We start from the raw sequence: 24,975 nt of genomic DNA, 5'->3' as shown, positions 1-24,975 counted from the left end.
TCATGAAACCGTTATTCGCTTTAAGTATCCTGAGCACATTTATTTTGTCCGTTGGACTTGCTGCTCCAATTCATGCCGATGGATTGTCAGAAGCGTATTTCGCCAATAAGAATCCTCAACTAACCCCGCAGGAACGAGCTGCCATTGACCTGGCCAAGAAATGGCAGGCAGCCAATCCCACCGGCACGAAGCCTGTTGCCGGGCCGGATGGCTCCATTCGTTTTCTGTTCGGTTCACAGCAACCCAGTATCGTGTGTGCAGTATTGCAGGTATGCGATATCGAATTGCAGCCGGGTGAGCAAGTTAATTCCATCCATCTGGGCGACCAGGCACGCTGGTTAATAGAACCGGCAGTGACCGGTCAAGGATCTGCCGAGGTGCAACATCTGATTGTGAAACCACTGGATGTGGGCCTGGAAACATCGCTAGTGGTGACGACAAACCGGCGCACGTATCACATGCGTCTGCGATCTCACCGGCGCGATTTTATGCCGAGAGTGAGTTTTACTTATCCGGAAGATGCGCTGATTAAATGGGATGCGATTAGAGATAAAGAAAGCCATGTCATGGGAATCAGGAAATCGCGCACTATTCCTGAAACCGGGGAATATCTGGGCAATCTGGATTTTGCCTATGCAGTGTCTGGCGATGCTGCCTGGAAGCCGCTGCGAGTCTATAACGACGGTCAAAAAACCATCATACAAATGCCTGCCATCATGGCACAGACAGAAGCGCCGACTTTGCTACTGCTGAATAAAGAAGGCGGCATTTTTAGTGAAGATGAAACGGTCATGGTGAATTACCGTTTGCAGGGTGATCGTTATATTGTCGATACCGTTTTTGACAAGGCTATTTTGATTGCCGGTGTTGGCGGCAATCAAAGCCGGGTGACGATTATGCGGGGGAATTGATGATGAATAAAATGATCATTCCATCCAATGCTGTTTTTATCCTCATGCTGGTTTTATCGCTATTGAATGGTTGTTCTACACAACCCTACGGCAATTTTATTCAAAATCCTTCAACTACATACAGCAAAGTCATGGCCGATGACGTGACAGCCCAAATAGTGCGGCTGTATCCGGCAGCCAATACGCAGTTTAATTTGCGCCATGTGGTTAATGATCCGTTTGGCAAGACCTTGATTGAAAACTTGCGTCTTGAAGGTTTTGCGGTTCAGGAGGCGACTCAGCAATCAATTCAGCAGCAAATCTTTGCTGCGCCGAATCAACCTGATACTGAACCGCAAAAAGGATTCACGCTAAGTTACATCGTAGACCAGTCGGGTGATTTGTATCATGTCAAACTCATGATTGACGAGATGCGCTTATCGCGTGCATTCAGTGTGCAGGCCGACAGTATCCATCCTGCTGGTCTTTGGGTGAGAAAAGAATAAGGGGATAAGGGTGATGTCAACCAATTCTAAACTCCTGTCGCCCGATTCATCCCCGGATATAGTTGCCAAAAGCGTTGGGGTGCGGCGCGTCAATAACCTGCCAATTTTTATCTTTGGCGCGATCATGCTGATATTCATGTTGCTCATGATGATCGTCGCCATGAATCGCGCAGCTGAGCGCGGTCAATACGATTTTGATGGTAATCATGATACACAGTCGAGCAATTCCTTTGCCTCGCTGATTGCCAAAGACTATATCGGCGGCATTATTGAACCCAAAACCCAGACTAAAACTCCTGATTTAACCGAAAAATCATCCCTACAGGGAATTATTATTGAACGGCCATCGGATCTGGATCGACCGCCTTTGCCGCCATCTATGGATACTACCGATCCATCGCTTCACGCGGATATTGCCCATATTCGGATGCTGAAACGCCAGCAACTGGAAGAAGCGATCAAGGCTAAAACCAATGTCAATGTGATTGCGCCCAGAAGTACGGGCTCATCACCGGATTTAGCCCACGCCGGTACACCTAAAACACGTGATGAAATGTTGGCTAAATTGGCATCGGTGCGTCAACAGATTGATGCAAATCTGCGCGAAGATCCAACGGCTGCCTATCATGCACGCCTGGCGCAGTTGCGGCAGGATGGGGGAACAAGTGTAGCTGGAGGAATGGGAGCGCGTAGGGGTGATGAATTCATGGATGATGGCGCTCCTCGATTGCTGGATGACGAGACTGGTACACGGGATAAGGATTATTCGCGCTTTGATTCAGCGAGTGGCGAGGAACGCTGGAAATTAAATAGCGAGGTGCAAAAGCCCGCATCGCCTTATGTCCTGCAAACAGGGTTTGTGATACCGGCAACTTTGATATCCGGTATTAATTCCAGCCTGCCGGGGCAGATCATGGCGCAGGTGAGTCAGCATATTTATGATTCACCTATTGGTAAATGGCGTTTGATCCCGCAAGGTTCCAGATTGGTGGGCACCTACTCCAGCGAAGTGGAATTTGGTCAGGCGCGTGTGCTGGTCGCTTGGCAGCGCATTATCTTTCCGGATGGAAAAACCATGGATATCGGTGCCATGCCGGGTGCTGATGGGGTGGGTTATGCTGGATTTCGCGATCAGGTCAATAACCATTACCTGCGTATCTTCGGATCAGCCCTGATTATGTCGGCGATTGTGGCCGGTGCCGCGTACAGTCAACGTGATGCAGGCGGTGCATTCGGACGGCAAAATGCTGGCAGCATTATGAGCCAATCGCTCGGTCAGCAATTGGGGTTGGTAACCGCCAATCTCATTCGGAAAAACCTGAATATCTCACCCACCCTTGAAATCAGGCCAGGGTATCGCTTTAACATCATTGTGACCAAAGACATGAAGTTTTCTAAACCGTATCAATCATTTGATTATTAATGCAAGGAGTGTTTGAACATGACAAACAGTAAAAATATAGTCTCCCGGTTGATAGCAATCCTGCTTATTCTGGGTAATGTCGGTTATTCATCGGATATCAAAGCAGGCGGTCTTGCGGTCATTGATATGGCAAATATCAAACAAACCACAACGACTGCCATTGAGAATGTAGCGCAAACGCTGAAGCAGATCGAGCAGTATCAAACGCAATTGCAGCAATATGAAAACATGATCCGCAATACGCTGGCTCCGCCTGCCTATGTATGGGCGCAAGCGCAATATACGATGAACCGGTTGCTCTATCTGACCAATACCATACGCTATTATGAGCAGCAGTATGGTGGGCTGGATGGTTATATGCAGCGGTTTCGCAATGTTGAATACTATCGAGGCTCGCCTTGCTTTAATTTGCAGGAAAAATGCAACGATTCCGCCTGGAAACTGTTACAGGATGGACAAAATACCAGCACTGACGCACAAAAAAACGCCAATGATTCCCTCTTGCGGGGTTTAAGCGAACATCAGAATCAGATTCCAGTGGATGCTGCTCACCTGCAAGTCTTACAACAAAGAACCGAGTCGGCTCAGGGACAAATGGAAGCGCTGCAATATGCCAACCAGCTGGCCGCGTACCAGGCAAACCAGTTGCTGCAAATGCGTCAAATGCTGATTGCTCAGCATAATGCCGCCAATACGCTAAGTCAGGCCGAGGTAGACCAAAAGGCCATGCAGCAGGCTGCGCGTGAGGCGGCAACCAAGCGACTGAGTCCTGAAATATTGCCAGTTGGTAGAAACTGGTCTGTCAGGGATGCTTTTTAAAACACTAATCTGAGGAAAAATGATGAAAAAGAGCGATTTGAATATTGCTGTTATCTGTTTATTGTCTTTGTTACTGTTGTCAGGGTGTTATAAGGATGGCGATGGCAAGATTGAATTGAAGGAGCCTAAGAAAGAATTAAGTGAAATGCCACCTGGGATAGTCTGGGATGCATCTGATCCTGATAATGCTAGGAAGGCAACAAAATAACTGAATGTGAGCTTAAGCGATTCTCATGCGAAAGACAATTAATGGAATAAATAAGATGAATAAAATACAATTTGTTTTCATAACCTTGTTTTTTCTATTGTTTCTTTCTGGAGGGGCATTTGCTGAACTGGCCTATATTGATCCAGCGACTAATCTGAGTGTGCTGGACCAGGTGACCAGTATGTTTGCTGGAAAAGTAAAATCCTGGCAAAACATCATACAGTCTGCTGCTGAGCGTTTGTTCTGGACGTTGGTGCTGATTTCAATGGTCTGGACATTTGGCATGATGCTGTTACGCAAAGCCGACATAGGAGATTTCTTTGCTGAGTTCACTCGTTTTATAATTTTTACAGGGTTTTACTTCTGGCTGCTGACTAATGCCGTATCAGGCCACAATATTGCGGGTACCATTATAGCTTCGATGCAGCAATTAGGTAATAGCGCGGCAGGCTTACCTGGCAACACAGGTTATTCCAGTATTATGAATACAGGTGTTTTAATCTGGAATCAGGCGACAAGTAACCTAACATTGATGCAACCAATAGACAGTTTGATTGCAATCATCATATCTTTAATCATCTTGATCGTAATCGCTGTTATTGCAGTAAACATGCTGCTCTTGCTAATTTCCTCCTGGGTACTGTTGTATGCTGGTATCTTCTTTTTAGGCTTTGGTGGCGCTCGTTGGACATCCGACATCGCCATAAACTACTTTAAAACAGTTCTGGGTGTTGGTATTCAGCTATTTGTAATGCTCCTGATTGTTGGTATTGGTAGTGACCTGTTATCCAGTTTCTACGCCAAAATGGGTAAAAATGTTCTGAATTATGAAGAACTGGCGGTTATGCTTATTTTTACGATTGCATTCTTTGTGTTGATTTCTAGATTGCCGCTGTTGCTGGCTGGCATTATAACGGGTAGTAGCATAGGCTCGACTGTCGGAATTGGTAGTTATGGCGCCGGTGGTTTTATGGCAGCGGCAGGTGCCGCCGCAGCTGTTGCGTCTTATGGTGGCACGTTGGCAGCCGGTCGGCTGACGGCAGCAAGAAGTGCAGGAACGGATGCTTTGCGGAGTGCCATTGAAAAAGGCCAGGCCCAGGAATCTGCGGGTATTAACAATATTTCGCGAGGAGAGGGTAAATGATGGATAAGGTATTTAAGCGATTCGCTCGATGATGGATTTGCCGCCGGATGTGCAAGAAAGGGTAGTGTGTTCCATCACTGCTGCCATCAAGTATGAAATACCCGCCAATATCTTACTGGCGATAGCCGAAAAAGAAAGTGGTAAACCGGGGCAATGGGTGCGTAACAGTAACGGCACGCATGATGTTGGCTCGATGCAATTTAATACGGCTTATCTTCAGGATTTATCCAAATATGGCATCACGCCTGATCATGTAGCAAATCCGGGTTGTTATGCCTTTGATCTGGCCGCATGGCGTGTGCGGCTACATATCAAAAATGATAAAGGCGACATCTGGACAAGAGCGGCTAATTATCATTCGCGTACTCCAAAACATAATGCAAGGTATCGAGCTGATCTGATTGCCAAAGCTGCTAAATGGGCTGACTGGCTAGAAAATCGCTTTATCAAGGAAATCAATAAAATACCTGACGCTTATCTGGATTAATTCAGTTCTATGCGTTATCCACAAATTCCGTGGAAAAGGCTGCGAATAACAAGCTTATGTTAGGCACAGGTAATGTTAAAAACACTTATGCCTTAATTAAAGGCGATCCTGCGAACTGATAAAAGAATTGATCGTTATGAATATACAGAGAATCCTTCAGAACGAAAATAATGGGAGTATGGAAAGCAGAGAAAATAACTAAAGCTCGAGGTTATAAATTAGGTATTACGATATGAGATCTTTACGCGTGCGGCGGGCGACATCAAAATCTGAAAAGCTCATAATAAAATTCCACTTCATCCTTGAATCCACCTAAATTAGATCATTCATCAACTTTGTCTTATTTTTTGTCGTGCAAAGATCTATAACTATAGTAGTATTATGGTTTTATTGGGCTATATTAATTTTTATTATGGAGAAATATTGTGAAAAACAAAATCTTAATCTTAATTGCTGTTGGTTTATTAAGTTTATTAGCTTCCTGTGCACAAATGAATCCACACCCAATGGATATGACTCGGGCTATTCAGAATGCAAAAACTCCTACTGACCATAATGCACTTGCTAAACACTATGAAGATACTGCAAAAGAAATGCAAGCAAAAGTGGATGAGCATCAAAAAATGTTAAAACAATATCAAGCAGAAAGCCAATACTACGGGAGACAAGGTCTAGATATGGAATCAATGTGCCAGGGCTTAATCCGTGCTTATGAGCAAGCTGCAAAAGCAAATCTGGATATGGCCGATTCCCATCGCAAAATGACTGTGGAGATTAAATAACATTTGCTCTATGAAATAGAATCTATTTTTTGAGCAAAAATCTTAGAAGCTGCTTATAATAGAAAGATGAAATTATCTATATGTAGATGGCTATTGGTTTTTTTCATGCTATGGCTGCCATTGCAAGCCGTAGTAGCGGCTGTTTTATCAGTTTGTGTACAGGAAAAAAGTTTCAATAGTGATTATGGCAAATCAACGGCAATGATCGACAACCATCATCATGATGCTTGTCATAAGCAAACAGCAGATAATACAACCGATCATTTGTTAGCAAGTCTGCCGTGCGATGATACTTCTTCTTGTAACGCATACAGTAATACGCCGATCCTGTCTGGCTACACTGCTGTTATGCAAACTAACGGCACTTCCGCTATTGCTTCATTGAGTCCAAGTTTTATTTCATTTGTACCCGAACAGCCGCAACATCCTCCGCTAGCTAACTCCCTTTAAAAATCCGCCTGTAATTCTGGCAAGAAATCTCAATTCGGATTAATCCTGCGTCAAAGTAATTGCTACGCAAGACTTTTCCATGTCGAAAGCTATTACCATTAGTTGACTATCACTATATTGATAATTTTGGTGATACAACAAGCTAGGAGGTTAGTATGTTTCTTTCATTTTCTTTTAAATTACTACTGTCGTTAATCCTTGCCTGTATGTCTGCTCTGTCACTTGCAGATCGGATCACGCAATCAAGTCCAATTAATTTAGCATCCGACGCTACTGATCACACACACAACAGCTCGGAACAAATATCCAATAAAGAATCACCTGTTTCTTCCAATCTCATTTCTGCAAGGGGTGTGGTGCTGCAGGTCGATCAATCCAACGCCACAATAAAAATAAATCACGACCCGATCGCTGCACTAAATTGGCCAAGAATGGCTATGTCCTTTCGCCTGAAAGAACGTTCATTGATTAACAAAATTAAAGAAGGTGATATCGTTGAATTCTTACTTCAAAAAGAAACTTCTGATCACGTCATCGTAAAATTGAGTAAGCAAAGTTCCATTAGGAGTTCGCAGTGATTCCCGGCAGAATTGTTGCGTTAGTGCTTGCTGTTACCGCACTTCCGGCAAATGTTCAGGGGAAGGAAGATAGTTTAAACAAGGCTGGCACAGCAATTTTTGCACAGTCTATTCCGCAGAAAACCTTAGCAGCATCCCACTCCCACAACGTGACGCTGCTCCCGAGTTTGATTGCAGAAGCACTGGAAAATAATCCGGAGATTCAGGCTGCGTATCAAGAACGTGAAGCCGCTCAGCAGAGAATATCGCCAGCGGAAGCTTTGGATGATCCCATGCTTGAGGCTGGTGTGATCAATGCGCCGCTGGCATCTTCACCGTTCAACCGCGAGGATATGACCATGAAAATGATCGGTCTATCCCAGCGTTTGCCTTTTCCGGGAAAGCGCGGCTTACGCAAGGATGTTGCCGCCAAGGATGCCGACGCCATTGAGCAGGGCTATCATGAAACGGTTAATCGCGTTGTGCACGATCTTAAAATAGCTTACTTTGATCTCGGGCTTACGCTGGAAACGATCAAATTGGTTGAAAAAAATAAACAAACACTCGAACGTTTTCTACGCATTGCTGAGGAACGCTACCAAGTTGGACAAGGCAGTCAGGCGGACGTGCTGAAAGCACAAACACAAGTATCAAGAATGCTGGACAGATTATTAATATTGGCACGCGAACAGCCTGTGTTGGAAGCGGAACTGATTCGCACCTTAGGGCGCAACACGAAAGGTGAAATTCCGATTCCGGTGCCACTACAAATTCAAGAAGTGCCCCTTAATCTGGAAACATTTCAACAAGAAGCGATAGCGCAACGCCCACAATTGCTAGCATTGCAAAGCCTGATTGCACGTAATGAGAAATCCATTGATTTAGCGCGCAGGGCCTATTATCCGGATTTCGATGTGCGACTTTCTTATGGCCAGCGAGATAACATGATGGACGGTACGAGACGCGATGACATGGTCAGTATGACTGTGGCGGTTAATCTGCCCGTATGGCGCGGCAATAAAATTGAGCCTCGCATCATGGAGTCACAGGCAATGCGTGATCAAACAGTCAGTCTGTATCAAGCACAAAGTAATGAAGTTACGGCAAGATTGCGTCAGCAAATTGCCATCGCTGAGCAAAGCCTGAAATCGGTCAAGCTCTATCAGACTGCCATTCTTCCACAAGCGAAATTGACGGTTGAATCCGCATTGGCTGCTTACCAGGTAAACCGGGTTGATTTTCTGACCTTGTTGGATAATCAAATGACAGTATTTGATTTCGAGACCAGTCTCATCACCGCGATGGCGAATTACAACAAAGCCGTGGCGGAGATTGATTTACTGGCTGGCAAGAAGCAGCACTAACTGTTACCGATTATGGAGATTCCTATGAAATCCGTCGTTAAACTAATTATGGTTGGAGTTGCGATTACAACTGCTTTGTTTGCAAGTTATTGGTGGGGTACTACGCAATCACAATCATCTTCTGGTACTGCGATATTTGAAACAGCCAGTACTGAGAAAAAGATTTTATATTATCGCAATCCAATGGGTTTGCCAGATACTTCCCCGGTACCCAAAAAAGATCCAATGGGAATGGATTATTTGCCGGTTTATGAGGGAGAAGAATCTCCTTCGGATCAAACTATCATAAAAATAAGTACCGAAAAGATTCAAATGCTAGGGGTGCTTACTGAAACCGCAACATTACGTGAACTGACTCGCACTATCAGGGCCGTAGCAACGATACAGGCAGATGAAAGAAAATTATACACATTAGTGACCAAATTTGAGGGTTGGATTCAGCGGCTCTATGTAAACACTACGGGTCAGGCAGTGAAAAAAGGCGATGCGTTAATGGATGTATACAGTCCTGATTTGATTACAGCACAACAAGAATACTTGATCGCGCTAAGGGGGTTGCAATCCACCGCTGATAGCGATTCCGATGTGCGGGCCTCTATGCAGCGATTGGTTGCCAGCGCATTGCAGAAACTGCGCAATTGGGATATTGCGGAAACCGAGTTACAACGCCTGCAGCAAACCGGCGAGGTGCGGCAGTATATGACACTACGCTCTAAAGCTGACGGTGTGGTACTGGAAAAGAAGGCTGTCATGGGGCAGCGCTTTATGCCTGGAGAGGTGCTTTATCAGATTGCGGATTTATCCAGCGTGTGGATGCTAGCTGACGTATTTGAACAGGATCTTGGAATGGTGCATCAAGGTCAGGTGGCCACAATCAGAGTGGAAGCTTATCCAAACAAAGTATTCAACGGTGAAATCGCTTTCATCTATCCCACGGTAACTCCGGAGACGCGTACTGCCATCGTACGTGTTGTACTTCCCAATCCCGATGGCCTGTTGAAGCCTGCCATGTACGCACGTGTGGAATTTGCTTCATCCCACAGTAAAGACAAAGTACTGGCAATACCCAATTCAGCCGTACTGGATACTGGCACCCGCCGGGTGGTATTGGTGGATCTCGGCGCAGGCCGATTTGAACCGCGTACAGTAAAGCTGGGCATGCATGCCGACGGTTATGCTGAGGTGCTGGGGGGAATTAATGCTGGAGAAACCGTTGTGGTTAAAGCTAATTTCCTGATTGATGCAGAAAGTAATCTCAAGGCGGTTCTGAGTGGTTTTGGTCATGGAGGCCACCAGCTACCGGACGAGAAAAAAGAAACTGAGACTGGCTCGTTTGTTAAGGCATCGCCGTCAAAAACTCATCGTGGCGAAGGAACCATCAATGCCATGGATTTTGCGCATGCAACTGTCACACTTGCGCATGGCCCAATTGCTAGTCTTCAATGGCCTGCAATGATAATGGATTTTCGCGTTTCTGATCCAGCGCTACTTCGTTCATTAAAGCCCGGGCAAAAGGTTGCATTCGAAATCGCCGAGGAATCAGCCGGTGAATATATCATCGTGCACATTCAGCCAGCAGATCTCAGCCTTGGCACCACCACTCACGGAGGACACTAAGATGGTTGGCAATATAATCGAATGGTCGGTGCGGAATGTCTTCCTGGTACTACTTGGAACCTTCTTTGTGGTAGCTTGGGGCGTGTATGCAGTATTGAAGACGCCTATCGACGCAATACCAGATTTATCGGATGCACAGGTCATCATTTACACGGAATATCCCGGACAGGCACCGCAGGTGGTCGAAGACCAGGTGACTTATCCGCTGACCACAGCTATGTTAAGTGTACCAAAATCAAAAGTTGTCAGAGGAGTATCAAATTTCGGTGTATCGTTTGTGTACGTCATCTTTGAAGATGGAACTGACATCTACTGGGCACGTTCGCGAGTACTGGAATATCTGAGCTTCGCGGCAAGCCGGTTGCCTGAAAATGTCAGGCCCTCGCTCGGCCCGGATGCAACGGGAGTCGGTTGGGTTTACCAATACGTGCTAGTTGCCAAGAACCGCGCACTCGACGAATTACGCGCGATTCAGGACTGGTTTTTGCGTTATCAGTTGACTGCAACACATGGCGTGTCGGAAGTAGCGAGTGTAGGCGGATTTGTAAAAAACTACCAAGTTACCGTAGATCCACGACGCCTTCAAGCCTACGGGATATCACTCAAAACAATCTCCGATGTTATCGCCTCCAGCAACCGCGATGTCGGGGGACGTGTGATCGAGCTGACGGAAACTGAGTATATGGTTCGCGGTAAGGGCTATCTGCGCGGAATTAGTGATCTTGAGAATCTGGTTGTGAAGGCGCACGAGGGTATGCCGGTATTGCTGCGCCATGTTGCCCGGGTGGAATTAGTACCTGATGAGCGCCGTGGCATTACCGAACTCAACGGGGAAGGAGAAGTTGTTTCGGGTATCGCAGTAGCGCGGCATGGTGAAAACGCTCTCAATGTGACCCATAATCTCGAAAAAAAGATCGACGAAATCGCATCTGGTTTACCGGAAGGCGTTTCGATTCAGCCTGTCTACAATCGCTCAGAGTTGATTCACCGCGCTATTGCGACGCTAAACGAAGTATTTGTCGAACAGGTCATAATCGTGGCGCTGGTATGTGTGGTTTTTCTCATGCATGTGCGCAGTGCGCTGGTGGCGATCATTATGCTTCCGATTGGCGTGCTGATCGCTTTCATTGCAATGTTTCACCTTGGTATCAATTCCAACATCATGAGCCTGGCCGGTATCGCGCTGGCGATCGCAGAAATGACCGATGCTGCCATCGTCATGGTAGAAAATGCGCACAAACATCTTGCGCGCCTTGCTCCCGATGAATCGCGCACAGAGGCTGTCATTGCAGCCTGTAAGGAAGTCGGTCCACCGCTGTTCTTCAGCCTGTTGATTATCACAGTATCGTTTCTGCCGGTGTTTGTGCTTGAAGCACAAGAAGGACGCATGTTTCACCCACTCGCCTATACCAAAACGTTTGCCATGGCAGGTGCTGCGCTGCTTTCGATCACTTTGGTACCGGCTCTGATTCTGCTTCTGCTCCGTGGCCGCATTCCGCGCGAGCAAGACAATCCGCTGGGCCGGATCATGATCCAGCTCTATCGGCCTGTAATGGCTAAGGTGTTACAGTGGAAAAAAGTCATTGTCCTGGCAGCAGTCGTGATAGTTGGGGTTACTGTCTATCCAACGCTCAGGCTTGGAACAGAATTTATGCCAACATTGAATGAAGGCACGCTGCTTTACATGCCAGTGACACTTCCGGGTATTTCCGTAACCAAGGCTGGAGAAATCCTGCAAACACAGAATAAAATCATTAAAAGCTTTCCCGAGGTGGCATCGGTATTGGGCAAAGCCGGACGTGCTAATACTGCTACTGATCCAGCGCCGCTGGAAATGACTGAAACCATCATTAATTTGAAACCGGAAAGCGAATGGCGTCCAGGTATGAGTGTCGACAAGCTGATCGCCGAGCTGGATCAAGCATTGCAAATGCCAGGAGTCAGTAATGCCTGGACGATGCCGATTAAAAATAGGAACGATATGCTTGCCACCGGCATACGCACACCCGTCGGCATCAAAGTGTTCGGCAAGGATTTGGGTGAAATTGAAAAACTTGCCAAGCAGATTGAGGCAGCTGTAAAAACAGTGCCAGGAACCAGTAGCGCCTATGCGGAACGCACGACCGGTGGCTACTATCTTGATGTTGAGCCGGATCGTCTTGAACTTGCCCGATATGGATTGGCTGTCGGCGATTTATTGTCTGTGATTTCAGCAGCGCTTGGCGGCGAGATGGTGACGACCACGGTTGAAGGCCGGGAACGCTTTGGTGTTACCGTACGGTATCCACGCGAGCTACGTAGCGATCCGCAGGCAATCGCTACTCAGGTACTGGTTCCAACCATGGGAGCGACGATGATTCCGCTTGGCCAGCTTGCACGAATCAGCCTTGTCAAAGGCCCGCCAAGCATTCGTACGGAGAATGCACTACTGTCTGCGTATATTTTTGTTGACATTCGTGATCGTGACATCGGTAGCTACGTTGCAGCCGGACAGAAAGCAGTGCGCGAACAGGTGCAATTTCCTCCCGGATACTATGCTACCTGGAGCGGGCAATTCGAATACATGGAGCGGGCCACCGAAAAACTGAAAGTAGTAGTTCCAATCACTCTCCTGATGGTATTCCTGCTTGTATATCTGAATTTCAATCGTCTCACAGAGACATTGATAGTAATGCTATCGGTACCTTTTTCCTTAGTCGGAGGTATCTGGTTGATGTATTGGCTCGACTACAACATGAGCATCGCAGCAGCGATTGGTTTCATCGGCCTCGTTGGTATTGCGGCTGAATCGGGAATGGTCATGCTCGAGTTCCTCGATCAAGCGCTCAAAGATGTGACTGCAAAACGCGAAGCTGCTGGCAGCAAAGTCACCGTCGAGGATCTTTATGAGGCGGTAGTGCAAGGGGCGGTATATCGAATACGACCCGTGATGATGACCATTGCTGGGAGTGTTGTGGGACTGCTCCCGGTTATGTTTAGCAGTGGCACAGGTTCCGAAGTGATCCGGCGCATTTCCGCTCCGATGGTGGGCGGTATGGTTTCCGCTACAATACTAACATTGATCGTATTTCCCGCAGTCTATGCGCTTGTCAAGGAAATCTCAATTCGACATTCACTTAAAACGGAAAAGATGAGGGATTTATCATGAAGAAACATCCTCATTATATCCCGGCTTTTCATTTCCACTGGCTGACACGCTGGTACGATCCGATAATGCGGTGCTTATTTCCTGAGGCGGCGTTAAAGACTGCATTGATCGCGCAAGCCCGTATCCAGCCTAGTCAAGAGGTGCTGGATGTAGGTTGCGGTACGGGCACACTTACTCTGATGATCAAACAAATTCAACCGGATGCCGCAGTCTATGGATTTGATATGGATCCTCAGATATTGGACATCGCACGAAGGAAGGCCGAGCAAGCAGGAGAGATCATTATCCTGCAACAAGGTACAGCGACAAGTCTGCCCTATCCAGATGAAAGCTTTGATCACGTTTTCGCTAGCCTGATGTTGCATCATTTGACGCGGCAAGATAAACAGCAAGCGCTCAGAGAAGCATTTCGCGTGTTGAAGCCCGGTGGAGAGTTGCATATTGCGGACTTCGGCAAACCGCACGATTTGGTCATGTGGCTAATCTCTCTGGTAATGCGGTGGGCTGAAGAGGTTCACGATAACATTCTGGGTTTATTGCCGGTTTTTATAGCGGATGCCGGATTCCATCCAGTGGAGGAGACTACCCGTTATCGCACAGTGGTCGGTGGCATCGCTTTATATCGTGCCTGCAAACCAATGAGAAATGAGCTATGAATGCATGGCATAGCCAATCAATAGCCGAACTCGAACACCTCATTATAACCGATGTGGAGCGGGGACTTACCGATGAAGAAGTGGCCGCTCGTCTCGCACGGAATGGGCCTAATAAACTACGAAAGGGTAAGCGATTTTCAGCCTTAGCAATTTTTGTAAGTCAGTTTAAAAGCCTGGTTATCTGGGTATTGATTGGCGCAGCGGCTGTTTCAACAGCGCTGGGTGAAAACATTGATGGCATTGCCATTATTGCCATCGTAATATTGAATGCGCTGATTGGTTTCATTCAAGAATTTCGTGCCGAAAAGGCTGCTGCCGCTTTGGCTGATATGGTATCGCCTCATTGTCGCGTAGTGCGCAATAGTCGTAGCGTGGTGGTTGCTGCAATCGAAATCGTACCGGGCGATATTCTTTTGCTAGAAGGAGGGGATCTGGTTGCTGCGGATGCCCGCTTGATTCAAGCCTCTGTTCTACGCATCAACGAAGCACCGCTTACTGGTGAATCGCAAGCTGTAAATAAATTTACTGATAATTTGCCTCCGGAAACAGCTTTGGCCGAGCGAAAAAATATGGTTTTTCTCGGTACCAGTGTGACAGGCGGTTCCGGTCGCGCATTGGTCATTAACACCGGCATGGAAACGGAACTCGGCCATATCGCTAAACTGCTGGAGACTGCCGAAAGTGGAGAAACTCCGTTGCAAGTCCAGCTCGACCGGGTAGGACGCATGTTATTGCTGGCCTGTTTCTGCATTGTTACACTGATTTTCGGGCTAGGATTATTGCGGGGGATAGCGCCATTTGAGCTCTTCTTAAGCACGGTGAGTCTTGCCGTTGCTGCTATCCCCGAGGGATTGCCGGCAGTAGTGACTATCGCGCTTGCCTTGGGTGTACAACGCATGGTGCGGCGGAATGCATTGGTGCGACGCCTGGCCTCGATTGAAACATTAGGCCGCGCTCAAGTCATTTGCACGGACAAGACGGGCACCCTGACGATGGGTGAAATGACGGCCTGCAAACTGGTCACGGCAGATAACTTGTATCGCATTACTGGCGAAGGTTATTCAACCGAGGGAACATTCTTTGTCGGAAATTCAGAAATACCGGTAGAGGAGACCCCATCACTTCTCGCGCTGCTCCGTGCGTCGGCTGCTTGCAACGATGCCGAGTTAGCTTTAATTGATGGTCGATCCATGATAGTGGGCGATCCTACTGAAGGAGCGCTGCTGGTTGCTGCCGCCAAAGGCAATATTACCCGGAAAATGATTGAGGCTGAGCTGCCACGACTGGCCATTATTCCTTTTGATTCCGTGCGCAAACGTATGACTGTCATCCGTCGGCAGGAGAATCATTCCTGGGCATTCGCCAAAGGTGCACCGGAAATGATTCTCGACCGCTGCACAAGAATCCGTACCGACCAGGGAATAAGGGATCTGACAGAAAGTGACCGTGTCCGGCTTCTCCATGCTAATACGTTGCTGGCAAACGATGCGCTACGTGTGCTTGCCGTCGCCGAACGCGCCTTGGATGGCCTCAGTTTCGAAGAAGGCAAAGTGACAGATGATGCCGAAATCGAGAAGGAACTTACTTTTCTGGGGCTAATAGGCTTACAGGATCCGCCACGCGCCGAGGCAAAAGAGGCTGTGGCTAAATGCAAACGGGCTGGCATCAAAACTGTGATGATTACAGGTGATCATCCTGATACGGCACGTGCGATAGGGCGTGAGCTGGGTATTCTGGGTAAGAATGACGAAATTCTCGCAGGTATCGAGCTCGACCGATTGAACGATGAGGTGCTGAAGGAGCGTGTATCAAGGGTTTCCGTTTATGCGCGTGTCACCGCCGAGCACAAGCTTCGCATCGTCCGCGCGTGGAAGGCGCAAAGTGCGGTAGTGGCGATGACCGGAGATGGGGTGAACGATGCTCCCGCAATCAAGGAAGCATCCATTGGTATCGCGATGGGCCTTACTGGCACCGAGGTGACCAAGGAGGCGGCGGATATCATTATTACCGATGACAACTTTGCTTCTATTGTCGCTGCCGTGGAAGAAGGACGGGGCATTTATGACAACATTGCTAAAACTTTGGCTTATCTGCTAGGTAGCAGTACCGGCGAATTAATCGTGATGCTGGTCGCAGTTCTACTTGGCTGGCCGCTCCCTCTATTGCCCTTGCATCTTCTGTGGATCAACTTGGTAACTGATGGCTTTGCAGCCTTGGCGTTATCGACCGATCCGGTTGACTCCGATGTATTGGACCGCCCGCCTCGACATCCACAGACGGCATTAATCAACCGTGATTTAATCAAGTTAACGCTATTTACCGGCTTACTGACCGCCAGCGTCACGCTCGGTGTGTTTGCCTATGAACTCTACATAGCGGGTAGTAGTCTTGAACAAGCCCGCGATGCCGCGTTTACTACTTTAGTAATTGCCGGACTGCTGCGCGCTTTTGGGGCCCGAAGCGAGCAGCGTGCCATTTGGGAAATAAGCATGTTTTCCAATATAAGATTATTTCTGGTTGTGGCAGTATGCTTTGGCTTGCAGTTGGCGATACACCATGTCCCAATGTTTCAAACCTTATTCGGGGTAGAGCCCATTACGCTGGGTCAGTGCGTAGGGTGGTTCGCGGTAGGATTCATGCCATTGATTGTTCTGGAGCTGAGAAAATTCATCCGCTATCGTCTTATAAAGAAGATTTGAAAAATAATAATGACATTGATCTCTGTGTACTCATGAAACACACATGCTAGACGAGGATCAAATGAACAAAACAGGCAGGCACTCAGAAGCGTATTGCCAACATTGTGGAAAACTTCTTGAAAGGCAACCGTATATTTCTGTGGGTGCTACATACTGTTCTGAACATTGTTTCCTCAAAACCATAGATGTCTGCGCCAGTCAGGAAGATATGTTCAACCTCTTAGCAGAAACTTTGGTGAATGCGCTGGATCTGAGAGAGCACGAAACGGGTTTGCACTCCAAGCGCGTCGCCTGCCATACGATGGTGCTCGCACATCGCTTTACCTCTGATCCGAATGTATTGCAGCAAATATACTGGGGAACATTACTGCATGATATTGGCAAGATTGGTATCTCTGATACCATTTTACTGAAAGCTGGCTCTTTAACAGAATCTGAATGGATCGAAATGCGGACACATCCAGAAAAAGGCTACCATCTCATTTCGCAAATACCTGCCATGACAGATGCTGCAAATATCATTCTCTGTCATGAGGAACGCTATGATGGTTCAGGTTACCCAAAAGGACTTAGTGGCGATCGTATTCCATTAGGTGCACGTCTATTCATGGTAATAGATGCCTTGGATTCGATAACCTCTAATCGGCCTTATCGTAAGGGTCATTCTTTTGAGTTCGCCAAAGCAGAGATTCTACGTATGAAAGGGAGTCAGTTTGACCCGGAAGCCGTAGATGCTTTCAGCGCCGAAGAAGAAGTGCTGCGAAAAATGATTATTGCTAAATGCCATAATCATGCATCGTTAGTGTCAAGCAAATGAACTGTTATGTAGGAGTTGATCTTGGCACCAACAGCGAGTTCACTCACTAACCGCTAAGGACGGAATATTCTTTCAGTTATCACAGCATTGGGGATACTCGGTGGCTGCTTTGTGCCGAGGATTACGAATTAAATTATAGAATTTAGGTATATTTCTTTGACTCAACTACCAGGAGATACTTATGAAAGCACATATATTTTTTGCAGCCTTGGTGATTCTGGCTTCATTGATTTCCTGTGCACAAATGAATCCTCACCCAATGGAGATGACCAGCGCGGTTCGGAATGCCAAAACCAGTGTTGACCATGAAGCATTGGCCAAACATTATGAAGATGCAGCTCACGAAATGCAGTTAAAGGTGGAAGAGCACAAAAAACTGCTTGAAGAATATGAGAACCACCCTTATTACTATCCCAAGCGCGTCCAAGACCTCCAAGCGCATTGTAGGAGTCTGATAAAAAGTTATGAGGAAGCTGTAGAAATAAATATGAGCATGGCAAAAATTCACCACCAAATAGCGGATGAAGTGAAGTAATGTCCACAACTTAAGAACGACAGGCTCGTAAACTTCAGATTAGGTATGATTTATGGGAGGGTCAAAATGAATTCAGATTTAAACGATTCACATCCGTCACATACTGATGATCATCGGCAAATAAACTCCAAACCTCCAGATGCGCCGCTAGCAGCGGATGAAGATAAATGGACATGTCCAATGCACCCGGAAATCTTGCGGAATGCACCGGGAGACTGCCCGATCTGCGGTATGGCTCTGATACCTATTACAAATACGAATATGGGCGAATCGGATAATTCCGAGCTTCGCGATCTCACGCGACGGTTGTGGATTGGCATTGCTTTGTCGCTTCCACTGATTGCTCTCACAATGATGCCCATGATTGGTCTAAATGAACCATTCGGCCTTCAACCTCGTTTACGTGGTTGGATCGAATTCCTGCTGGGTACGCCAGTAGTGCTGTGGGTTGGTTGGCCTATCTTGCGTAAGTTCTGGCTCTCACTCGTACACCGTGCGCTTAATATGTATACGCTAATCGGACTCGGAGTCGGATGTGCCTATTTCTTCAGTCTGGCCGCAGTACTTATGCCTGATTGGTTTCCACAGGAGTTTCACGCGCACGACGGTGCGGTGGGCACTTATTTTGAGGCAGCAGCAGTTATCGTAACACTTGTGATACTTGGCGATTACCTTCAGTCGCGTGCGATGGGTCAAACAAGCCGGGCAATTCAACAATTGTTGAGGCTTGCACCCAACCAAGCTTGGCGCATGCGCGATGACGGCACGGAGGAACAAGTACCGCTTGATGTAATTGTTGTAGGTGACAGGCTACGCGTAAAACCTGGAGAAAAAATTCCTGTCGATGGTACAGTACTTGAGGGGATGAGCAGAGTTGACGAATCAATGATTACCGGTGAGCCTATGTCGGTAGCTAAAGCACCGGGCGATAAGATCACTGGTGCAACCCTGAATAGTAATGGCTCATTGATTATCCGCGCTGAACACGTCGGCGCAGACACGTTGCTGGCACGTATCGTCCATATGGTCGGAGAAGCCCAACGCACGCGCGCGCCTATCCAGCGGCTTGCGGATATTATCGCCGCTTACTTTGTTCAGATCGTTATCGCCATCGCAATAATCACTGCACTAGCATGGTGGTTTCTAGGCCCCGAGCCAAAATTCACTTATGCATTTCTTAATGCCATTGCTGTTCTCATCATCGCCTGTCCTTGTGCGGTCGGTCTTGCCACACCTATTTCAATCACCGTCGCGATGGGACAAGGCGCTCGGATGGGTATCCTGTTTCGCAATGCCGAGGCGATCGAACGCATGCGGGATATTGATACCTTAGTGATAGACAAAACTGGCACGCTGACACTCGGGCGTCCGGTACTAACAAATTTTATCGTCAAGGGTATTGCGGATGATGAGGCGCTCGCGCTGATCGCAAGTGTGGAACAACTTTCGGAGCACCCGATTGGTCTTGCAATTGTAGAGAATGCAAAAGCACGTGGCTTGACTCTGCGTCCAGCAAAATCTTTCGACGCAATCAATGGCCTTGGCGTACAAGCAGATATTGATGGCGAGCGCGTGCTCGTTGGCAATCACAACTTTCTCGCGCAACATGGCGTGGATACTCAATCTTGGCATCATCAAGCAGAAGCTTTACGCACTGAAGCCAAAACAGTAGTGTTCTTCGCCGTGGATGGCATTCCCGTTGGAATCGCAGCAGTTGCTGATCCCATTAAGGAAAACACGCCCGAAGCTATCGCAACGCTCAAACATTTGGGCATTAGAATTGTGATGCTGACCGGAGATTCACAGCACACAGCCAATGCAATAGCTCGGCATCTAGGGATTGATGAAGTGCTGGCCGAAGTGCTTCCCGAAGACAAGACTGGGCATGTAAAGCGTTTGCAAGCCGAAGGCCGCAAGGTTGCAATGGCGGGTGATGGCATCAATGATGCGCCTGCGCTAGCGCAAGCCGATGTCGGTATAGCGATGGGTACAGGCACTGATGTTGCAATGGAAAGCGCAAGTATTACGCTCGTAAAAGGGGATTTGCGCGGTATTGAGCGCGCTATCCTGCTGTCGCACGCCACCATGCGTAACATTCACCAAAACCTTGCTTTTGCATTCGGCTATAACGCCTTTGGAATTCCGCTTGCTGCCGGTGTGTTGTACCCGGCTTTTGGCTTTTTACTTTCACCCATGTTTGCCGGTGCTGCCATGGCAATGAGTTCGGTATCGGTTGTTACTAACGCGTTGAGGCTTAATCGTACAAGACTATGATTACTAGGAAATTTTTGGATATTAATTTTTATTTTTCATTTACTTGTGCTACTAAATTTCATGCTGTACTGTAAGGTATGATGATATATACTACTTTTGATAGGGTGTTAATTGATCCTAATTAGTAAGGATATATAACTGTGAGAATTTCAATTTTTTCGTTAGTTGTTTTTGGCTTGTTAGGATTTCTGACTTCCTGCGCAGATCTGGGGCCTTATCAGATGGATATGACTCAAATAATCGAGTCTGCCAAAACTTCTCGGGATCATAATTGGATTGCTGAACATTATGAAGATACTGCAAAAGATATGCAGTCAAAAGTAGAAGAACATAAGAAAATGCTGGCGCAATATAAAGCCCAAAGACAGTATTATGGTCAGCGCGATTTAGATATGGAATCAATGTGTCGGGCTTTGATTCATACTTATGAGCAAGCTACAATAGAAAATATGAATTTAGCTGATTCCCATCGTAAGATGGCCGAAGCAATTAAATAATTCTTTTGCTTTACCTCCATAAATTGTGTGCCGCCATTCGGCGTGAAAGCTATGCGCCCGAAAGAATTTCTTCCACACTGAAGATAATACCTGCACCACTAATAGCCAAACCCAGCGCAAAGGCTATCGTCAATTTCAGGAATGAACGTTTTCGTGAATCATGTTGTGGGTATTCGTTCTTATTGTCGCATACGTAGCACATAAAAGCTCCAGTATTCAGAATCCTTCATATCGGAGCAAAAGGTAATTTTTTAATTACAGTTAATGTTCTCCCAAGCCATAATGGCCTGATCCACTCATCTTTCTGGCTTTGTGTGATCGTCTCTATCCACAAACTTATTTAAAGAGTCAAGCTTGGTGATTCAAGAATCTGTACAGCAAGAAGAATTGCTATCGGACAGTTGAATCGGTGGACATGGGACATTGCCATAAGAACAGTAAACACAGCAATGTCCCGCTTTAGGCTTCAATAAATGGTGACAAGATTCACATTCATAAAAGAATTGACAAACATTGGTCGGCATCATCTCCAATTTTTGAGTTCCACAGTTCGAGCAAGTAATAGTCGATTGCAACTGTATCGTATTCATTTATGTATATTTGTCACGTAATTATTAAGTTTACAAAACCTGTGGAGCTCTCGAATGATTATTTGTTGTGATGATAAAACAAAAGTTACTCATTTCTACTTTAAACCACTTCTGCTGGTGCTTGCTTACAGGGATGAGATGTATTTCCACGCTCAAATTGGACAGTGGTATGCTGTATTCCAAACAGCTCACGCAATTCATTATTAATTTGAACCAATAGCAAATCATCAATGACTGCATCCGGCTTGATTAAATGCACGGTTAGCGCAATTTCCGTCGTGCTCATTGCCCAGATATGTAGGTCGTGAACTGCTTCAATTCCTGGAAGACCAGCGAGGTAAGCCTCAACTTTGGCCGGATGAATATTTGCTGGCACAGCATCAAGAGCAAGGTTTAGCGATTCACGGAGCAAACTCCAAGTGCCAATACCAATAATTACGGCGACAATAAGACTCACGACTGAGTCCAACCACAACCAGTCCGTGAATTTTATGGCAATAGCTGCCAAGAGGACGCCAAGAGAAATAGCTGCGTCAGCCATCATATGCAAATACGCACCGCGAATATTCATGTCTTGTTTTTGGCCGGACATGAACAGCCATGCCGTGAACCCATTAATGACTATGCCAACTGACGCCACCCAAATGACTGTATCACTTGCCACTGCCTCGGGATGGCCAAATCTGAGAATGGCTTCCCAGGCGATAGCGCCGACAGCAACAAGCAAAACTAGCGCATTAATCAATGCAGCCAAAATCGAGGTGCGGCGCAAACCGTAAGTGTGCCGCTGTGTTGGTAACTTGCGTACTAAGATGCTTGCGCCCCACGCGAATAATAAACTCAACACATCGCTGAGGTTATGGCCTGCATCTGCCAACAGCGCGAGAGAATTTGAAAATAAACCAAAAATAACTTCAACCACAACGAAACCTACATTTAGCGCAATTCCAATTGCGAATGCGCGATCAAAGTTTTTGGGAGCGTGGCTATGATCATGATCATGATCGTGGGAGTGGTTATGTGCCATATATAGGTTTTCTTTCCGACATGTGAATTTCTAAAAATAGCGGATTAACTAAAATTATATGGAACTGATCGGAGATTCGTAGACTGAATTACAATGGTTATGTCAACATGATCAGAATCATTGAAATAAAACGCTGTGCCAAATTATGGCACAAATTTTTCGCTGACCCATGACGGTTTGTATTTTAAGGAAATACTATGCGCAGAGAACAACTGGAAGAAAATCAGATAGGGCTATACGCTGTGGCCTTGGCCGTCGGGACGGGGCTTGGGTTATGGAATCCTAGCTTTGGCGCAAGCCTGGAGTATTTGATTTCCCCCATGCTTGCATTATTGCTTTATAGCATGTTTGCGCAAATCCCTTTTCTTCAACTGCGCGAGGCGTTCGCGAATAAGCGGTTTACAGCTGCGCTATTGATGATCAATTTCATCATCGTACCCATCGTAGTTTGGTTTTTGTCGCTTCTTTTACCGGAGCACCCGCCACTGTTACTCGGAGTATATCTGGTTCTGTTAACACCTTGTATTGATTACGTTGTCGTATTTACCCACCTTGGTCGTGGCAATGCTCGACTCGTGCTTGCTTCCACGCCTTTGTTACTGCTTGTTCAGATGCTCCTTTTGCCCGTGTATCTATGGCTTTTCATGGGAGAGCAAGCCGCACAAGTCATGAGTGCTGAGCCGTTTCTGGAAGCTTTTCTTGTATTGATTATTTTCCCTCTAGGGCTTGCCTTATCAACTGAGTTTTGGGCAAAGCGTCAGCGTAGCGGTGCCATCTGGCTTGAAATCACGGCGTGGCTTCCAGTGCCCTTTATGGCGATTACATTACTTCTCGTTGTAGCATCTCAAATTGGCAGAATAGAAGAGTACCTCCCAGTTGTAAGACAAGTCGTGCCAGTTTATGTTGCTTTCATGGCTATCATACCGTTTCTTGCTCGCTTGACGGCATATGCGTTTCGCCTGGAAACACAGGCAGGACGAGCACTCGTTTTTAGCGCCGGAACGCGAAACTCGTTGGTGGTTCTGCCTTTAGCGCTGGCTTTACCGGACGGCTGGATTTTGGCATCTGTCGTAATCGTTACTCAAACGCTGGTGGAACTGGTCGGTGAGTTGATTTATATACGCTTGGTGCCTGCGATGATATTTCAAGAGTCTAAAAGTTTAGAGATATCAAAAACATTTAGCAAAAAGAAGTAGTCAGGATAAATAAGTTGTGCTTCTATCCGGGAAAGATTATGCACTCTGAAAATATTCGAGGAATTAGCACTTACTACCTCTTGCGGCAATAGCAATAAACAAACTGCTGAACTGTGCCAAACGGCGTGTGGTGTGCCTCTTTTTCATGTTCGACCAGCTGAAAAGTATCTCCAAATACCGCATGTAAGGCTTCAGGTTGGTATCGCATCACGGGCAGGCCGCTGCATTTTTCTGGCCCATCTTCGGCAAAAGTGGCAACAATCACATGTCCGCCTGGCCGAACCGAACTTAAGACACGCTCGACATAAGCATGGCGATCTGCCGGATCAGTCAAAAAATGGAACACTGCACGATCATGCCAAATGTCGAACCGGTTCAGGGGAAACTTTGCACGGGTAATATCGCCTTCTATCCAGTGAACAATATCCGCATGTTTCCCCAAACGCTGCCTTGCAACAGCAAGTGCAGTTGATGACAGATAAAATACTGTCAAATCAGTATAGCCCTCGGCCACAAGGTCATCCACCAGTCTGGAAGTTCCCCCTCCCACATCAATAATGGCCGCATCTTTACCGAGTCTTGTATTATGGATTAGTCGCAGAGACTGGTCAGCGTGTTCCTGAAACCAACTGACTGAGTCAGATTTCTTGATAGTATATATCTGTTCCCAATATTGCTTATTATCCATCGTAAATTTTCCTAAAAGCTCAATACCTTATCTGAATCGTGAATCAGCGTATATAAATCCTGCATCGTTGATATCGGACATATTCCTAACTCTTCAGGCTGACGAAGCTTAAGACAGGTTCCGCAAGCTAGAATTGCACCACCTATATCCAAAAAACTGTGAATCTGTCCGGTAATATCAAACTTGTCCCTATCAAGAGATTCTACCTCCACACCTTTTCCGAGCAAAAAGACTGAAACAGTATCTCCCTGCTTGCGGGAGAAAATTCCAAGTCGGAAGGCGTTCCATACTGTTTCCGGGTCATTCGAATAAATGATAATTGCGAGTTTCATTTAATCCCCTTCAATTCCATTAGGAAAGCTCTGAAATAGTTTGATATTTTTTGCACTCTTCAATCATTCCCTTTATCAAAAATGTCAGCAAAGCGAACTCAAGAGCCGCGGCACCCATGCCGGGTTGGCGATGAAATACAGCATGAACTGTGAGATTTCTTTGTAGGGTATGCACCTTGGCAACTTTGTATGGTGATGACAGCAGTTTACAAGATGTCCTTTCCATCTTACGAGATTCCAGACAAGATAATTGCTGCCTAATAATTCAT

At 46.6% G+C, this 24,975-nt stretch carries 25 protein-coding genes; 20 read left to right on the top strand and 5 right to left on the bottom strand.

The window, feature by feature from the left end; genetic code table 11:
• Nucleotides 1-2: 2 nt before the first annotated feature.
• From trbG to BLU57_RS07120, 19 genes are all read left to right on the top strand, one after another.
• Nucleotides 3-911: a P-type conjugative transfer protein TrbG gene (trbG, locus tag BLU57_RS07210; RefSeq protein WP_090318459.1), complete on the top strand. Its 909-nt coding sequence runs from the start codon at nucleotides 3-5 to the stop codon at nucleotides 909-911.
• Nucleotides 911-1,396, top strand: coding sequence for a conjugal transfer protein TrbH (locus BLU57_RS07205; protein ID WP_256206171.1), 486 nt, complete (start codon nucleotides 911-913; stop codon nucleotides 1,394-1,396). The genes trbG and BLU57_RS07205 overlap by 1 nt, the downstream gene beginning before the upstream one ends.
• 13 nt (nucleotides 1,397-1,409) lie before the next feature.
• Nucleotides 1,410-2,819, top strand: a complete 1,410-nt coding sequence (locus BLU57_RS07200) for a TrbI/VirB10 family protein (protein WP_090318456.1) — start codon at nucleotides 1,410-1,412, stop codon at nucleotides 2,817-2,819.
• A gap of 18 nt (nucleotides 2,820-2,837) precedes the next feature.
• Nucleotides 2,838-3,638 carry a P-type conjugative transfer protein TrbJ gene (trbJ, locus tag BLU57_RS07195; protein ID WP_090318453.1) on the top strand — a complete coding sequence of 267 codons (801 nt, stop codon included), beginning with the start codon at nucleotides 2,838-2,840 and terminating at the stop codon, nucleotides 3,636-3,638.
• A gap of 19 nt (nucleotides 3,639-3,657) precedes the next feature.
• Nucleotides 3,658-3,846 (top strand): hypothetical protein, encoded by a 189-nt coding sequence (locus tag BLU57_RS07190; protein WP_256206170.1) that lies wholly within the window; start codon nucleotides 3,658-3,660, stop codon nucleotides 3,844-3,846.
• 55 nt (nucleotides 3,847-3,901) lie between these two features.
• Entirely contained in the window at nucleotides 3,902-4,990 is a 1,089-nt protein-coding gene (gene trbL / locus BLU57_RS07185) for a P-type conjugative transfer protein TrbL (protein WP_090318448.1), read from the top strand.
• A gap of 28 nt (nucleotides 4,991-5,018) precedes the next feature.
• Entirely contained in the window at nucleotides 5,019-5,477 is a 459-nt protein-coding gene (locus tag BLU57_RS07180) for a transglycosylase SLT domain-containing protein (protein WP_090318445.1), read from the top strand.
• Nucleotides 5,478-5,902: 425 nt separating this feature from the next.
• Nucleotides 5,903-6,259, top strand: a complete 357-nt coding sequence (locus tag BLU57_RS07175; RefSeq protein WP_090318443.1) for a hypothetical protein — start codon at nucleotides 5,903-5,905, stop codon at nucleotides 6,257-6,259.
• 105 nt (nucleotides 6,260-6,364) lie between these two features.
• Nucleotides 6,365-6,709 carry a hypothetical protein gene (locus BLU57_RS07170; protein ID WP_090318439.1) on the top strand — a complete coding sequence of 115 codons (345 nt, stop codon included), beginning with the start codon at nucleotides 6,365-6,367 and terminating at the stop codon, nucleotides 6,707-6,709.
• A 155-nt stretch (nucleotides 6,710-6,864) separates the two neighbouring features.
• On the top strand, nucleotides 6,865-7,287 hold the full coding sequence (locus BLU57_RS07165; protein ID WP_090318436.1) for a copper-binding protein: 423 nt from the start codon (nucleotides 6,865-6,867) through the stop codon (nucleotides 7,285-7,287).
• The gene (locus BLU57_RS07160) at nucleotides 7,284-8,630 is read left to right on the top strand and encodes a TolC family protein (RefSeq protein WP_090318435.1); all 1,347 of its coding nucleotides are present in this window, start codon (nucleotides 7,284-7,286) and stop codon (nucleotides 8,628-8,630) included. The genes BLU57_RS07165 and BLU57_RS07160 overlap by 4 nt, the downstream gene beginning before the upstream one ends.
• A gap of 24 nt (nucleotides 8,631-8,654) precedes the next feature.
• Complete coding sequence (locus BLU57_RS07155; protein WP_090318432.1) at nucleotides 8,655-10,247, top strand: efflux RND transporter periplasmic adaptor subunit; 1,593 nt, start codon at nucleotides 8,655-8,657, stop codon at nucleotides 10,245-10,247.
• A gap of 1 nt (nucleotide 10,248) precedes the next feature.
• Nucleotides 10,249-13,395: an efflux RND transporter permease subunit gene (locus tag BLU57_RS07150; RefSeq protein WP_090318429.1), complete on the top strand. Its 3,147-nt coding sequence runs from the start codon at nucleotides 10,249-10,251 to the stop codon at nucleotides 13,393-13,395.
• On the top strand, nucleotides 13,392-14,051 hold the full coding sequence (locus BLU57_RS07145; protein ID WP_090318426.1) for a class I SAM-dependent methyltransferase: 660 nt from the start codon (nucleotides 13,392-13,394) through the stop codon (nucleotides 14,049-14,051). The genes BLU57_RS07150 and BLU57_RS07145 overlap by 4 nt, the downstream gene beginning before the upstream one ends.
• The gene (locus tag BLU57_RS07140; protein WP_090318423.1) at nucleotides 14,048-16,750 is read left to right on the top strand and encodes a cation-translocating P-type ATPase; all 2,703 of its coding nucleotides are present in this window, start codon (nucleotides 14,048-14,050) and stop codon (nucleotides 16,748-16,750) included. The genes BLU57_RS07145 and BLU57_RS07140 overlap by 4 nt, the downstream gene beginning before the upstream one ends.
• 61 nt (nucleotides 16,751-16,811) lie before the next feature.
• Nucleotides 16,812-17,567 (top strand): HD-GYP domain-containing protein, encoded by a 756-nt coding sequence (locus BLU57_RS07135; protein ID WP_090318661.1) that lies wholly within the window; start codon nucleotides 16,812-16,814, stop codon nucleotides 17,565-17,567.
• Between the two features lie 181 nt (nucleotides 17,568-17,748).
• A complete protein-coding gene (locus BLU57_RS07130; protein ID WP_090318419.1) occupies nucleotides 17,749-18,102 on the top strand; it encodes a hypothetical protein in 354 nt (117 codons plus the stop codon).
• Between the two features lie 66 nt (nucleotides 18,103-18,168).
• Nucleotides 18,169-20,376 (top strand): copper-transporting P-type ATPase, encoded by a 2,208-nt coding sequence (locus BLU57_RS07125; RefSeq protein WP_090318416.1) that lies wholly within the window; start codon nucleotides 18,169-18,171, stop codon nucleotides 20,374-20,376.
• Nucleotides 20,377-20,516: 140 nt separating this feature from the next.
• Nucleotides 20,517-20,873, top strand: coding sequence for a hypothetical protein (locus BLU57_RS07120; protein ID WP_090318413.1), 357 nt, complete (start codon nucleotides 20,517-20,519; stop codon nucleotides 20,871-20,873).
• 362 nt (nucleotides 20,874-21,235) lie between these two features.
• Here BLU57_RS07120 and BLU57_RS16515 read toward each other — a convergent pair whose 3' ends face one another.
• Together BLU57_RS16515 and BLU57_RS07110 are read right to left on the bottom strand one after the other, a co-directional pair.
• Nucleotides 21,236-21,463, bottom strand: a complete 228-nt coding sequence (locus BLU57_RS16515; RefSeq protein ID WP_090318410.1) for a GDCCVxC domain-containing (seleno)protein — start codon at nucleotides 21,461-21,463, stop codon at nucleotides 21,236-21,238.
• Between the two features lie 100 nt (nucleotides 21,464-21,563).
• A complete protein-coding gene (locus BLU57_RS07110; protein ID WP_090318408.1) occupies nucleotides 21,564-22,490 on the bottom strand; it encodes a cation diffusion facilitator family transporter in 927 nt (308 codons plus the stop codon).
• 197 nt (nucleotides 22,491-22,687) lie between these two features.
• On the opposite strand from BLU57_RS07110, the gene BLU57_RS07105 reads away from it, so the two are divergent.
• Nucleotides 22,688-23,686 (top strand): arsenic resistance protein, encoded by a 999-nt coding sequence (locus tag BLU57_RS07105; protein WP_090318405.1) that lies wholly within the window; start codon nucleotides 22,688-22,690, stop codon nucleotides 23,684-23,686.
• A 73-nt stretch (nucleotides 23,687-23,759) separates the two neighbouring features.
• On the opposite strand, the gene BLU57_RS07100 is transcribed toward BLU57_RS07105, so the two are convergent.
• The 3 genes from BLU57_RS07100 to BLU57_RS07090 are packed head-to-tail and all read right to left on the bottom strand — an operon-like array spanning nucleotide 23,760 to nucleotide 24,932.
• Nucleotides 23,760-24,374: a class I SAM-dependent methyltransferase gene (locus BLU57_RS07100; protein WP_090318403.1), complete on the bottom strand. Its 615-nt coding sequence runs from the start codon at nucleotides 24,372-24,374 to the stop codon at nucleotides 23,760-23,762.
• A gap of 11 nt (nucleotides 24,375-24,385) precedes the next feature.
• A complete protein-coding gene (locus BLU57_RS07095; RefSeq protein ID WP_090318401.1) occupies nucleotides 24,386-24,706 on the bottom strand; it encodes a DsrE family protein in 321 nt (106 codons plus the stop codon).
• 19 nt (nucleotides 24,707-24,725) lie between these two features.
• Nucleotides 24,726-24,932: a hypothetical protein gene (locus tag BLU57_RS07090; protein ID WP_090318399.1), complete on the bottom strand. Its 207-nt coding sequence runs from the start codon at nucleotides 24,930-24,932 to the stop codon at nucleotides 24,726-24,728.
• Between the last annotated feature and the right edge of the window lie 43 nt (nucleotides 24,933-24,975).

This window comes from Nitrosomonas oligotropha, from assembly GCF_900106555.1.
Taxonomy (GTDB): domain Bacteria; phylum Pseudomonadota; class Gammaproteobacteria; order Burkholderiales; family Nitrosomonadaceae; genus Nitrosomonas; species Nitrosomonas oligotropha_A.
Note: the sequence above shows the minus strand (reverse complement) of the source record. Positions and strands in the feature narration are given on the sequence as shown.